This window comes from Ancylobacter sp. (genome assembly GCF_965229075.1).
In the GTDB taxonomy this organism is placed as follows: Bacteria; Pseudomonadota; Alphaproteobacteria; order Rhizobiales; family Xanthobacteraceae; genus Ancylobacter.
Genome location: NZ_CBDDIO010000002.1, coordinates 1,673,300 through 1,685,286 on the forward strand (window position 1 = coordinate 1,673,300; position 11,987 = coordinate 1,685,286).

Sequence of the window (11,987 nt, forward strand, 5' to 3'; positions counted from 1 at the left end):
TGAGGTTTACGACAAGCCGCCATGGACATGAAGGCCCACACACAGGACGCGCCGCAAAGGGCGGCTTCTCCGGCTTCCGCCGCCTCCGCGCCGGACCTCGGCAGCCTGCGCGCGGAGATCGACCGCATCGACGCGCAGATGCACGCGCTTTTGATCGAGCGCAGCCAGATCATCGACCGGCTGGTGGCGGTGAAGCGCGCTCAGGGAACGGAAAGCGGTTCGGCCTTCCGCCCGGCGCGCGAGGCCTCCATGATGCGCCGACTGGTGGACCGCCACCGCGGGATTCTGCCGCTCGACACGGTCGAGGGCATCTGGCGGGTCATCATTTCCACCTTTACCTATGTGCAGGCGCCTTACGCGGTGCATGCCGATCTCGCCTCTGGCGAGGCGGCGATGCGCGACGCTTCGCGCTTCCATTTCGGCTTTACCGTTCCGTTCATCGGCCATATGGGCGCCTCCGGCGTGGTGGCGGCCGTGGCGCGCTCGCGCGGCGATCTCGGTCTGGTGCCGGCCTTCGCCTCGCCCTCCGCCGGCGCGTGGTGGACGGCGCTGGAAGGCCCCCACACGCCGAAGATCATCGCCCGCCTTCCCTTTGTCGAGCGCGCCGACCATCCTGCCGGCCTGCCGGTATTCTGCATCGCTCATCCGGTGACGGATGGCGCGGTGACGGAGGTGGAGGCGTGGAGCCTGCACGTCTCCGGCTGGAACGCCCAGGCGGCGCGGGCGCTGGCGCCGCTGGCGGATGTGATCGCCGTGCCCGATCGCGGGCTCGACGGCGCGGCGCTGCTCGCCTCCATTCCGGTCGGCGGGGCGGTCAGCCTCGACACGGTGCTGGCGGCGCTGCGCGAGAGCGGTGCGTCTGTGCGCGCGGCGGCGCTCGTCGGCAGCCATGCCAGCCGCTATACCCATGCGCCGGCGCTGCACGCGCCCGGCACTCCCGCGCCGAAGGCCTGACCCCGGCGCCTTTCCTCCTCTTCTCGTCGCGACCTTCTTCTTCCCTCGACCGCCTCCCTCGGAGCCCCGTCATGTCGACCGCCCCCCACCCCAACCGTCCCGTCCCGCGCGCCGGCGTTCTGGCGATCGAGGCCTATGTGCCGGGCAAGTCGCAGGGCGGCCCGGGGGTGAAGGTGCATAAGCTCTCGGCCAATGAAAACCCGCTCGGGCCGAGCCCGAAGGCCATTGCCGCCTTCCAGTCAGCCAACGCGCTGGAGCTTTATCCCGACGGCTCGTCGACCAAGCTGCGCGAGGCCATCGCCGCGCAATATGGGCTCGATCCCACGCGCATCGTTTGCGGCACCGGCTCGGACGAGCTGTTGATGCTGACCGCCGCCGCCTTTGCCGGGCCGGGCGACGAGGTGCTGTATTCCCAGCACGGCTTCCTCGTCTACCGCATCGCCGCGCTGGCCGCGGGGGCGACGCCGGTCGTGGCGCCGGAAAAGGACTATCGCAGCGATGTCGACGCGCTGCTGGCGGCCGTGACCGAGAAGACCCGCGTGGTCTTTCTCGCCAACCCGAACAACCCGACCGGCACCTATCTACCCTTCGACGAGGTGAGGCGGCTGCAGCGCGGCCTGCCGCCGCATGTGCTGCTGGCGCTGGATGCCGCCTATGCCGAATATGTCCGCCGCAACGACTATGAGGCGGGCATCGAGCTGGTGGCGACCTGCTCGAACGTCGTCATGCTGCGTACCTTCTCCAAGATTTATGGGCTTGCGGCGCTGCGGGTCGGCTGGCTGTACGGACCGGCCGAGGTGGCGGACGCGATCAACCGCATTCGCGGGGCGTTCAACGTCTCCGCCCCCGGTCTCGCCGCCGCCGTCGCGGCCATCGAGGACACGGCCCATGTCGAGACCGCGGTGGCGCATAATGAGACCTGGCTGCCTTGGCTGGCGCAGGAACTCACCACGCTCGGGCTGATCGTGACGCCGAGCGTCACCAACTTTCTGCTGGTGCATTTCCCGCAGACCCCCGGACGCACGGCGAAGGAGGCGGACGCCTTCCTCAGCCAGCGTGGGCTGATCCTGCGGCGGGTGGATTCCTACGGCCTGCCGGACGCGCTGCGCGTGACCATCGGCACCGAGGAGGCCAATCGGCTTCTGGTGGAGACGCTGAAGGCGTTCATGGGCGGGGAGGCGGGCCATGGTGCTTGACCCGCCGCTGGCGCATCCGCTCGTCGGCCGGCTCACCGTCATCGGCATCGGGCTGATCGGTTCGTCCATCCTGCGCGCGGTCAAGGCGCGCGGGCTCGCCGGTACACTGGTGGCCTATGATGGAGCGGAGGCGGTACGTGATCGCGTTCTCGATATGGGCATCGCCGATCTCGTCGCCGCCACGCCGTCGCAGGCGGTGGCGGGGTCCGACATCATCATCCTGTGCGTGCCGGTCGGCGCCATGGGCGCGGTGGCGGAGGCGATCGCCCCGCATCTGAAGCCGGGCGCCATCATCTCCGATGTCGGCTCGGTGAAGGGGGCGGTGGTGAGCGCACTGCGCGCGCATCTGCCGGCCAGTGTCCACATCGTGCCCGGCCATCCCGTGGCCGGTACGGAATATTCCGGTCCGGATGCGGGCTTCGCCACGCTGTTCAAGAATCGCTGGTCGATCCTCACCCCGCCCGAGGGCACCAACCCCGCCGCAGTGGCGGCGCTGTCCGACCTGTGGACGGCCATGGGCGCCAATGTCGAGACGATGACGCCGGAGCACCATGACCTGGTGCTGGCCATCACCTCGCATGTGCCGCATCTCATCGCCTACAACATCGTCGGCACGGCGGCGGACCTTGAGGCGGTGACGCAGTCCGAGGTGATCAAATACTCGGCCGGCGGCTTCCGCGACTTCACCCGCATCGCCGCCTCCGACCCGACCATGTGGCGCGACGTGTTCCTCAACAACCGCGAGGCGGTGATCGAGGTGCTCGGCCGCTTCACCGAGGATCTGATCGCGCTGCAGCGGGCGATACGCTGGGCGGAGGGCGACAAGCTGTTCGAGCTGTTCACCCGCACCCGTGCCATCCGCCGCTCGATCATCGAGATCGGCCAGGAAACCGCCGCGCCGGATTTCGGCCGCTCGCACGACTGAGGCGCGAGGGCCGCCTAGGCCTATGGCGCGTCGTTGACGGCGTAGACCCGCAGCCGGTGGCCATCGGGATCGAGCGCGACGAAGCTGCGGCCGAAATCGAGATCTGTCGGCGGCAGGGCGATCGCTACCCCCTTCGTCGCCCAGTTCTCATAGGCGGCGTCGACGGCGGCGGGGTCGGCGACCTTGAAGCCGATTTCATTGCCGCCCGCGCGCAGATGCGGCCGCGGCGTCACCCCGTCGCGCTGCCACAGGCCGAGCATCATGCCCGGTGCCAGCGGCAGCAGGGCGAAGGTCGCGCTCTGCTCCACCGGCGCGCGGTCCAGCAGCGCGCCGTAGAAACGGGCGCTGGCGGGCGCGTCGTTCACATAAAGAAGAATATTGCTGGCGTCGGTCATGTCGTCCCCCGAAGATTCGAGGGGTAAGCATAGGCGGCGCTACTGCCAGTTTATGTCAGCAGGGTTCGGGCCTTTCGGCAGCGGCTGCCTGCTTCGCCAGCTTCCATTGCCGGATGAGTTCCGCCCGTCGCACGGGGTAGCGCAGGTCCCGGATGTCCGCCCGCGTGATACGGTCGGTGCGGAAACTGCGGAAGGCGCCGCGCAGTTCGCACCAGCCGATGAGCAGCCGCACCTGGTCGAAAAAGGCCAGCGCGAAGGGCCAGACGATGCGCTCGCTCGCTGTGCCGGCCGCGTCGAGATAGGCGAGGGAGAGCTTGCGCTCAGTGCGGATCGCCTTGCGCAACAGCGCCGAGTCGATGGAATCGACGGGAATGGGAGCGCCGGGGGCCACGAACAGCGCCGAGGCTTCCATCTCGGCGCGCAGTTCTGCCGGCAGCACGGCGCCGATGCGCGCGAGCGCCGACAGCGCCGCCTCGGCGAGCCGTCCATCCGCACGCCCCGCCACCCAGCGCGAGCCGAGCACCAGCGCTTCGATTTCCTCGGGCGGAAACATCAGCGGCGGCAGCAGGAAGCCCGGGCGCAGCACATAGCCGACCCCGGCCTCGCCCTCGATGGTCGCGCCCTGCGCCTGCAGCGTGGCGATGTCACGGTAGAGGGTGCGCAGGCTCACACCGATCTCGTCGGCGAGCACCCGGCCGCTCACGGGCTGGCGGTGGCGGCGCAGGACGTGGAGCAGATCGAACAGGCGCTCGGAACGGGACATGCGTCGAGACTAATCGCATCCGCCGCTGCCTGAAAATGGCAGCAGCGCCGCACGGGGTCTCCGTCGCGCGGCGCTGCCCTTGTGTTGGGTCGTGCGTCAGCCGCTGGTCGGCATGACGAACTGGGCGCCCTCGCGGATGCCGGTCGGCCAGCGGGCGGTGGTGGTCTTCATCTTGGTGTAGAAGCCCACTCCCTCCATGCCATAGACATTGCGGTCGCCGAACACCGAGCGCTTCCAGCCGCCGAAGGAATGGAACGCCACCGGCACAGGGATCGGCACGTTGATGCCGATCATGCCCGCCTTGGCGTCGCGGTCGAAGGCGCGGGCGCTGTCGCCGTCGCGGGTGAAGATGGCGGCGCCATTGCCATATTCGTGGTCGTTGACCAGCTTCAGCGCCTCGTCATAGCGGTCGACGCGGACGACGGAGAGCACCGGGCCGAAGATCTCTTCCTTGTAGATCTTCATGTCCGGCGTCACCTTGTCGAACAGGCAGCCGCCGATGAAATAGCCGTTCTCATAGCCCTGCAGCTTGAGGCCGCGCCCGTCCACCACCAGCTCGGCGCCGGCGGCGACGCCGTCATCGACATAGCCGGAAACCTTGGCGAGGTGTTCCTTGGTGACGAGCGGACCCATCTCGCTTTCGCGGTCGAGGCCGGGGCCGACCTTGAGGGCGCGCACCTTCGGCACCAGCTTCTCCATCAGCGCGTCGCCGACGCCGCCGACCGCCACCGCGACCGAGACCGCCATGCAGCGCTCGCCGGCCGAGCCGTAGCCGGCGCCCATCAGCGCATCGACGGTCTTGTCGAGATCGGCGTCGGGCATCACCACCAGGTGGTTCTTGGCGCCGCACAGCGCCTGCGCCCGCTTACCGTGCGCGGCAGCGGTCTTGTAGACATATTCGCCGATGGCGGTGGAGCCGACGAAGCTCACCGCCGCGACATCCGGGTGGGTGAGGAGGGCGTCGACCGCCTCCTTGTCGCCCTGCACGACGTTGAACACGCCGGCGGGCAGGCCGGCCTCGGCCAGCAGTTCCGCCAGCATCAGCGACGGGGTCGGATCCTTTTCCGAGGGCTTGAGCACGAAGGCGTTGCCGCAGGCCAGCGCCACCGGGAACATCCACATCGGCACCATGACGGGGAAGTTGAACGGGGTGATGCCGGCGACCACGCCGACGGGATGGCGGGCGGAGAACACGTCGACGCCGCGCGCCACCTGCTCGGTGAAATCGCCGCGCATCAGGTGCGGGATGCCGCAGGCGAATTCCACCACCTCGATGCCACGGGTGACTTCGCCCTTGGCGTCCTCGAAGGTCTTGCCGTGCTCGCGGGTGATGGCCTCGGCCAGCGCGTCCATGTCGCGCTCAAGCAGCGCCTTGAACTTGAACATGATGCGCGCGCGCGTCAGCGGCGGCGTGTCGGCCCAGGCGGGGAAGGCGGCAGCGGCGGCGGCCACCGCCTCGCCCACCGTGGCGACGGAGGCGAGCAGCGCTTCGCCGGTCTGCGCGCCGGTGGAGGGGTCGAAGACCGGGGATGTGCGCCCTGCCGTCGTCACCACCTTGCCGCCGATGTAATGCCCGATGACCGCCATCGCGATCTCTCCTCTGGTTTTCCTGGCTGCGGTTTTGCTTGTTGAAAGTCGTCACTTCAACGACGATGTTTTCGCATCCGTTGTGCGGCTGCGCACATTGCGATAGGCAGCATGCCATGGATTGGGACCATCTGCGTATCTTCCTCGCCGTGGCGCGTGCCGGCCAGATGCTGGCGGCGGCGCGTCAGCTCGGGCTGGACCATGCCACCGTCGGTCGCCGGCTGGGAGCGCTGGAATCGAGCCTTGGCTCCAAGCTGCTGGAGCGGCGCACAACGGGGAGCGAACTCACCCCGGCGGGGGAGCGGCTGCTGGCGCATGCGGAGCGGATCGAGACCGAAATGCTGCAGGCGCAGGCGGCCCTGGGCAATGTCGATCTCGCTCTGGCCGGCACTGTGCGGATCGGCGCCCCGGACGGCTTCGGCACCTATTTTCTCGCCCCGCGCCTCGGGCGCCTCGCGGAGGATCATCCGGGCCTGTCGATCCAGCTCGCGCCGCTCCCGCGCAGCTTCTCGCTGCCCAAGCGCGAAGTGGATATCGCGGTGACGCTGCAAAGGCCGAGCGAGGGGCGGCTGGTGGCGCGCAAGCTCACCGACTACACGCTCGGCGTCTATGCGGCGCGGAATTATCTCGCCCGCACCGGACCCATAGGGACCCTGCGCGATGTCACCGGGCGGCTGATCGTCACCTATGTCCCCGATCTGGTCTACTCGCCGGCGCTCGACTATTTCGAAGTGTTCCGCGAGGTCGAGGCGCGCCGGATGGAATGCGCCAGCGTGGTGGGGCAGATGGAGGCGGTGCGCGCCGGCGGCGGCATCGGCATCCTGCACGATTATGCCGCGCTGGCGCATCCCGAACTGGTGCGGCTGCTGCCGGAACTGAGCTTCCGCCGCTCCTACTGGCTGGTCACCCATGCGGATATCCGCGACCTCCGGCGCATTCGTACGGTGGAGGATTTCATTGCCGGTGCGGTGCGCACGGCGCGGGCGGGTTTCACCTGCGAGCCGGTCGCGGTGCCGCAGGACGGGGCGGCGCCGGCGCAGGCCTGAGCCTGCCTTTCCCAGTCAGGCATCGGCGCGCTGGTGGTGGGCGCAGGCGCCGTGATCGGCCAGTATCTCGATTACCCGGCAGGTGGCGACATGGCCATGGGCGCAGCCTTCGACCATGCGCTGGAGTTCGGCCCGCAGCGCGGTGAGGCTGGCGATACGGCGTTCCACGCTGGCAAGATGGTCGCGGGCAATGGCATCGGCGGCGGCGCAGGATTGGTCCGGCGCGTCCTGTAGATGAAGGAGCGTGCGGATCGCGTCGATCTCGAAGCCGAGTTCGCGGGCATGGCGGATGAAGGCCAGTCGCCGCAGGTCCTCTTCCCCATAGGCGCGCCTTCCCCCGTCGGTGCGCGGCGGGGCGGGGAGGAGGCCGATCTCCTCGTAATAACGGATGGTGGGCACCTTTACGCCGCTCTCGCGCGCGGCGTCGCCAATCGTGTACGGGGCCATCATTTCCCGCTTGCTCCTCTAGTCACTAGAGGAAGTAGGTTGGCTCTGCCGCCGATGCAAGGCGGGACGGAGGAGTGACGCGCATGCTGGCCGAGAAGACCCGTTACCGCATCGAGGGCATGGATTGCGCCTCCTGCGCGATGAAAATCGAAACGGCAGTGCGGCGCGTCGACGGCGTCGCGGATGTCGCGGTCTCCGTCACCGCCGGCACGATGACGGTGCAGCACAACGGCGCCGACCTGCCGCTGGTGGAGCGCCGCGTCGCGGGCCTCGGCTACGGCATTGCCCCCCTGGCGGCGGCGGCGCCTTCCGGTCACGCCCATGCGCACACGCACGGGCCCGGCTGCGATCACGGCCACGCGCATCACCATGAGCATGACCACGCCGCCCATGCCGCGCCTCCGCCCGCGGCCGGCAGCATGGCCGCCCAGCCGGCGACGAGCGGCCACGACCATGCGCATCTGGCGCTGGACGGGCCGTGGTGGAAGAGCGGCAAGGCGCGGCTCACACTTCTCTGCGGCGCGGCGCTGGCGGTGGCTTACGGTCTCGGCCATTTCTTCCCACGCCTCGACCCTTGGATCTTCATCGCCGCGCTGCTGATCGGCCTGGTGCCGATCGCCCGCCGTGCGGTCATGGCCGGGCTTTCCGGCACGCCCTTTTCCATCGAGACGCTGATGACGATCGCCGCTATCGGCGCCGTCATCATCGGTGCGTCGGAAGAGGCGGCGGCGGTGGTGTTCCTGTTTCTCGTCGGCGAGTTGCTGGAGGGCGTTGCCGCCGGCCGCGCCCGCAGTTCCATCCGCGCCCTCACCGCGCTGGTGCCGAAAACGGCGCGCCTCGTCGAAGGCGGTGCAACGCGCGAAGTGCCTGCCGAGAGCCTTCGGATCGGCGACGTGATCCTCGTCCGCCCCGGCGAGCGCCTGCCTGCGGATGGGCAGGTGATGGACGGTGCCGGCACAGTGAATGAGGCGCCGGTGACGGGGGAGAGCGCGCCGGTGGCCAAGCAGGCCGGTGACGCCGTGTTCGCCGGCACGGTGAATGGCGAGGCGGCGCTCACCATCCGCGCCACCACCGCCCCGTCCGATAACACCATCGCCCGCGTCGTGCGTCTCGTCGAGGAAGCGCAGGAGAGCAAGGCACCGACCGAGCGCTTCATCGACCGTTTCGCCCGCTGGTACACGCCGCTGGTCGTCGTCGTCGCCGCGCTGGTGGCCGTGCTGCCGCCGCTTGTCTTCGGCGCGGCCTGGGACGAATGGATTTACAAGGGCCTGGCCTTGCTGCTGATCGGCTGCCCCTGCGCGCTGGTCATTTCCACCCCCGCCGCCATCGCCGCCGGGCTGGCGGTAGGCGCGCGGCGCGGCCTGCTCATCAAGGGCGGCGCGGTGCTGGAGGCACTGCGCACCATCAATGCCGTGGCCTTCGACAAGACCGGCACGCTGACCGAGGGCAAGCCCGCCGTCACCGATCTCGTGGCCTTTACCGGGGACGAGGCCGGGCTGCTGGCCCGCGCGGCGGCGCTGGAAGCGGGCTCCACCCATCCGCTGGCGACCGCGATTCTCGCGCAAGCGGCGGCGCACGGGCTTGCCATCCCGCCCGTGCAGGCGGCGGCCGCGCTGGGCGGCGAAGGCGTGAGCGGCACGGTCGATGGTGTCGCGTTGTTCCTCGGCTCGCCCAAGGCGGCGAGCGCGCGGGCGACGCTGAGCGCCGACCAGGAGGCAACCATCGGTGCGCTTAACGCCGCTGGCAAGACGGTGGCGGTGCTGGTCGCGGACGGGCGCGCGCAGGGGCTGATCGCGCTGCGCGACGAGCCACGCGCGGATGCGCAGGCCGGGCTTGACGCGCTCAAGGCCGAGGGTATCCGCACGCTGATGCTGACCGGCGACAATGAGCGCACTGCGCAGGCGATCGGCGCCGCTCTCGACATCGAGGTGCGCGCCGGCCTGATGCCGGCCGACAAGCAGCGCATCGTCAACGAGTTGCAGCGCGAGGGGCTGAGGGTCGCCAAGGTTGGCGACGGCATCAATGACGCCCCCGCGCTCGCCGCCGCCACGGTCGGCATCGCCATGGGCGGCGGCACGGATGTGGCGCTGGAAACGGCGGACGCGGCCGTGCTGCACGGCCGGGTCGGCGATGTCGCGGGCATGATCGCTCTGTCGCGCGCGACTATGCGCAACATCCACCAGAACATCACGCTGGCGCTGGGGCTGAAAGCGGTGTTCGTCGTCACCACCCTCGCCGGCATCACCGGCCTGTGGCCGGCCATCCTCGCCGATACCGGCGCCACCGTGCTGGTGACGGCTAACGCCTTGCGATTGCTGGGTCGGCGTTCGGCATAAACATCCTTCGAGGCTCGCCTGCGGCTCGCACCTCAGGATGACGTCGTTTCGAAAGGCGCAACGTCATCCTGAAGTGCCCGGCATAGCCGGGCCGCGAAGGAGGCTCATTCCTTCGCCAGCTGTTTCAGCCAGCGCTTGGCCTGGGCGCGGACATTCTTCGGCGCGGTGCCGCCATAGGAAACGCGGCTGGCCACCGACTTCGCCACCGAGAGCACGCTGAACACTTCCGCCGTGATGCGCGGCTCCACGCTCTGCATCTCCGCCAGCGTCAGCTTGTGCAGCGGCGCGTTCTTGGCGGAGGCGAGCGCGACGATGCGGCCGGTGACGTGATGCGCCTCGCGGAAGGGCAAGCCGAGCACGCGCACCAGCCAGTCCGCGAGGTCGGTGGCGGTGGAATAGCCGGAACCTGCGGCGTCCTTCATCCGCTTCTCGTCCGGCACCATGTCGCGCACCATGCCGGCCGTGGCGGCGATCATCAGCGACAGGGTGGAAAACGCGTCGAAGGCGCCTTCCTTGTCTTCCTGCATGTCCTTGGCATAGGCCAGCGCCAGACCCTTCATCACCATCAGCAAGCCATTGAAAGCACCGGCGATTCGGCCGATCTTGGCCCGCACCAGCTCGGCCGCGTCGGGGTTGCGCTTCTGCGGCATGATCGACGAGCCGGAGGTGAAGCGGTCGGAGAGCTTCATCAGCCCCACCAGCGGCGAGGTCCAGATCACGATCTCCTCGGCGAAGCGGGAGAGGTGCATCGCCGCGATGGATGCCGCCGCCAGTGTCTCCAGCACGAAGTCGCGGTCGGAGACGGAATCCAGCGAATTCGCCGTCGGCCGGTCGAAGCCGAGGGCGGCTGCGGTGGCGAAGCGGTCGATGGGGAAGGAGGTGCCGGCCAGCGCGGCGGCGCCGAGCGGGCACTCGTTGAGCCGGGCGCGGGCGTCGCGCAGCCGGCCGCGATCACGCCCCAGCATCTCGACATAGGCGAGGAGATGGTGGCCGAAGGTCACCGGCTGGGCGGTCTGCAAATGGGTGAAGCCCGGCATGACCGTGCCGGAATGGATCAGCGCCTTCTCCACAAGTGCTTGCTGGAGATCGCGAATCTGTCCGTCGAGCGTGTCTATCGTGTCGCGCACATAGAGCCGGAAGTCCGTCGCCACCTGGTCGTTGCGCGAGCGGGCGGTGTGGAGGCGGCCGGCGGCGGGGCCGAGCAGGGTGGCGAGGCGCGATTCGACGTTCATATGGATGTCTTCCAGCGCCCGCTGGAAGGTGAAATCGCCCGCTTCGATCTCTGACAGGATCGTGTCTAGACCCGCTGCGATCTTTTCGGCATCAGCCTTGTCGATGATCCCCTTGGCCGCCAGCATCGAGGCATGCGCCTTCGAACCCGCGATATCCTGCGCGTACAGGCGCTGGTCGAAACCGATGGAGGCGTTTATCTCCTCCATGATCGCGTCGGGGCCGGTCTCGAACCGGCCGCCCCACATCTTGTTGCTCATGCTCACTTTTCTCCGCGAGGACGGCCATGACCGAACGACCTGAGGACGCAGCCGCACCGGCGGGCGGGGTTCCGCCGCGCCGCACGGGCCGCTTCGCCCTCGTGCTGGCGGCCGCGCTGGTGCTGGGCGCCATTGTCGGGCTGGCAGGCGTATACGGGATTGGGGGCGGGGCACGCAACGCCGTTGCCACCGGACCGGCCGCGCCGGCGCCGATCGCCGTGGCCGATGAGGCCGGTGAGGTGGACAGTCAGTGCAGTCTGGCCAGTGCGGCCGGCAAAAGGCTGGCCACCTTTGCCACTGGCGAACTCGCCGCCTTCGCTCCGACGGAAAAGCCGACCCGCATCCCCAATCTCGCCTTTCTCGACCCCGAGGGGAAGCCGACCCGGCTGTCCCAGGTCGGCGGCGACGGGCTGAAGCTCGTCAACATCTGGGCGACCTGGTGCGTGCCCTGCCGCAAGGAGATGCCGGCGCTCGACCAGCTGCAGGGCGAACTCGGCACCAAGGGCGCGTCGGGCCAGCCGGGCTTCGAGGTCATCACCGTGAACATCGACACCCGCGACGCGGCCAAGCCGAAGGCCTTCTTCGAAGAGACGGGGCTGAAGCATCTCGCGCTCTATACCGACCCGAAGGCGCAGGCCTTCCAGGATCTGCGCGTGGTCGGGCGCGGCTTCGGCCTGCCCACCACCATGCTGATCGATGCGCAGGGCTGCGAGCTCGGCCACATTGCCGGCCCGGCGGAATGGGCGAGCCCGGATGCGGTGGCGCTGGTGAAAGCGGCGCTGGCCGAGACGGGCAAGGCGACGCCAACGCCGTAGGCCCTGACGGAATCGGGTGGCGCGCCGCTCGAG

Annotated in this window: 11 protein-coding genes; 6 read left to right on the forward strand and 5 right to left on the reverse strand. The window is 69.2% G+C overall.

The features are described 5' to 3' along the window. Nucleotides 1–21: 21 nt before the first annotated feature. The 3 genes from ACO07Z_RS13840 to ACO07Z_RS13850 all read left to right on the forward strand — a co-directional run bounded on the left by ACO07Z_RS13840 (nucleotide 22) and on the right by ACO07Z_RS13850 (nucleotide 3,075). Nucleotides 22–954 (forward strand): chorismate mutase, encoded by a 933-nt coding sequence (locus ACO07Z_RS13840; protein ID WP_421699237.1) that lies wholly within the window; start codon nucleotides 22–24, stop codon nucleotides 952–954. Between the two features lie 71 nt (nucleotides 955–1,025). Continuing rightward, complete coding sequence (gene hisC, locus ACO07Z_RS13845) at nucleotides 1,026–2,150, forward strand: histidinol-phosphate transaminase (RefSeq protein ID WP_421699238.1); 1,125 nt, start codon at nucleotides 1,026–1,028, stop codon at nucleotides 2,148–2,150. Continuing rightward, on the forward strand, nucleotides 2,140–3,075 hold the full coding sequence (locus ACO07Z_RS13850; RefSeq protein ID WP_421699239.1) for a prephenate/arogenate dehydrogenase family protein: 936 nt from the start codon (nucleotides 2,140–2,142) through the stop codon (nucleotides 3,073–3,075). The genes hisC and ACO07Z_RS13850 overlap by 11 nt, the downstream gene beginning before the upstream one ends. A gap of 20 nt (nucleotides 3,076–3,095) precedes the next feature. On the opposite strand, the gene ACO07Z_RS13855 is transcribed toward ACO07Z_RS13850, so the two are convergent. The 3 genes from ACO07Z_RS13855 to ACO07Z_RS13865 all read right to left on the reverse strand — a co-directional run bounded on the left by ACO07Z_RS13855 (nucleotide 3,096) and on the right by ACO07Z_RS13865 (nucleotide 5,820). Then, nucleotides 3,096–3,470 (reverse strand): VOC family protein, encoded by a 375-nt coding sequence (locus ACO07Z_RS13855; RefSeq protein WP_421699240.1) that lies wholly within the window; start codon nucleotides 3,468–3,470, stop codon nucleotides 3,096–3,098. Nucleotides 3,471–3,525: 55 nt separating this feature from the next. After that, nucleotides 3,526–4,233, reverse strand: a complete 708-nt coding sequence (locus ACO07Z_RS13860; protein WP_421699241.1) for a helix-turn-helix transcriptional regulator — start codon at nucleotides 4,231–4,233, stop codon at nucleotides 3,526–3,528. Nucleotides 4,234–4,329: 96 nt separating this feature from the next. Further along, nucleotides 4,330–5,820: a CoA-acylating methylmalonate-semialdehyde dehydrogenase gene (locus tag ACO07Z_RS13865; protein WP_421699242.1), complete on the reverse strand. Its 1,491-nt coding sequence runs from the start codon at nucleotides 5,818–5,820 to the stop codon at nucleotides 4,330–4,332. Between the two features lie 116 nt (nucleotides 5,821–5,936). Here ACO07Z_RS13865 and ACO07Z_RS13870 point away from each other — a divergent pair, with 116 nt between their 5' ends. After that, nucleotides 5,937–6,866, forward strand: a complete 930-nt coding sequence (locus ACO07Z_RS13870; protein ID WP_421699243.1) for a LysR family transcriptional regulator — start codon at nucleotides 5,937–5,939, stop codon at nucleotides 6,864–6,866. 15 nt (nucleotides 6,867–6,881) lie between these two features. Here ACO07Z_RS13870 and ACO07Z_RS13875 read toward each other — a convergent pair whose 3' ends face one another. After that, nucleotides 6,882–7,313 (reverse strand): MerR family transcriptional regulator, encoded by a 432-nt coding sequence (locus ACO07Z_RS13875; RefSeq protein WP_421700817.1) that lies wholly within the window; start codon nucleotides 7,311–7,313, stop codon nucleotides 6,882–6,884. Between the two features lie 83 nt (nucleotides 7,314–7,396). Here ACO07Z_RS13875 and ACO07Z_RS13880 point away from each other — a divergent pair, with 83 nt between their 5' ends. Next, on the forward strand, nucleotides 7,397–9,649 hold the full coding sequence (locus ACO07Z_RS13880; RefSeq protein ID WP_421699244.1) for a heavy metal translocating P-type ATPase: 2,253 nt from the start codon (nucleotides 7,397–7,399) through the stop codon (nucleotides 9,647–9,649). Between the two features lie 104 nt (nucleotides 9,650–9,753). Here ACO07Z_RS13880 and argH read toward each other — a convergent pair whose 3' ends face one another. After that, the gene (gene argH / locus ACO07Z_RS13885) at nucleotides 9,754–11,139 is read right to left on the reverse strand and encodes an argininosuccinate lyase (protein WP_421699245.1); all 1,386 of its coding nucleotides are present in this window, start codon (nucleotides 11,137–11,139) and stop codon (nucleotides 9,754–9,756) included. Between the two features lie 26 nt (nucleotides 11,140–11,165). Here argH and tlpA point away from each other — a divergent pair, with 26 nt between their 5' ends. Further along, nucleotides 11,166–11,954 carry a thiol:disulfide interchange protein TlpA gene (gene tlpA, locus ACO07Z_RS13890; RefSeq protein ID WP_421699246.1) on the forward strand — a complete coding sequence of 263 codons (789 nt, stop codon included), beginning with the start codon at nucleotides 11,166–11,168 and terminating at the stop codon, nucleotides 11,952–11,954. The last annotated feature ends 33 nt before the right edge of the window (nucleotides 11,955–11,987 follow it).

What these genes read in the sequence shown, in the direction of transcription:
- ACO07Z_RS13855 (WP_421699240.1), bottom strand. Translation starts at nt 3,470, where the DNA reads ATGACCGACGCCAGCAATATTCTTCTTTATGTGAACGACGCGCCCGCC.
- ACO07Z_RS13870 (WP_421699243.1), top strand. Translation starts at nt 5,937, where the DNA reads ATGGATTGGGACCATCTGCGTATCTTCCTCGCCGTGGCGCGTGCCGGC.
- ACO07Z_RS13865 (WP_421699242.1), bottom strand. Translation starts at nt 5,820, where the DNA reads ATGGCGGTCATCGGGCATTACATCGGCGGCAAGGTGGTGACGACGGCA.
- tlpA (WP_421699246.1), top strand. Translation starts at nt 11,166, where the DNA reads ATGACCGAACGACCTGAGGACGCAGCCGCACCGGCGGGCGGGGTTCCG.
- ACO07Z_RS13860 (WP_421699241.1), bottom strand. Translation starts at nt 4,233, where the DNA reads ATGTCCCGTTCCGAGCGCCTGTTCGATCTGCTCCACGTCCTGCGCCGC.
- hisC (WP_421699238.1), top strand. Translation starts at nt 1,026, where the DNA reads ATGTCGACCGCCCCCCACCCCAACCGTCCCGTCCCGCGCGCCGGCGTT.
- argH (WP_421699245.1), bottom strand. Translation starts at nt 11,139, where the DNA reads ATGAGCAACAAGATGTGGGGCGGCCGGTTCGAGACCGGCCCCGACGCG.
- ACO07Z_RS13840 (WP_421699237.1), top strand. Translation starts at nt 22, where the DNA reads ATGGACATGAAGGCCCACACACAGGACGCGCCGCAAAGGGCGGCTTCT.
- ACO07Z_RS13880 (WP_421699244.1), top strand. Translation starts at nt 7,397, where the DNA reads ATGCTGGCCGAGAAGACCCGTTACCGCATCGAGGGCATGGATTGCGCC.
- ACO07Z_RS13875 (WP_421700817.1), bottom strand. Translation starts at nt 7,313, where the DNA reads ATGGCCCCGTACACGATTGGCGACGCCGCGCGCGAGAGCGGCGTAAAG.
- ACO07Z_RS13850 (WP_421699239.1), top strand. Translation starts at nt 2,140, where the DNA reads ATGGTGCTTGACCCGCCGCTGGCGCATCCGCTCGTCGGCCGGCTCACC.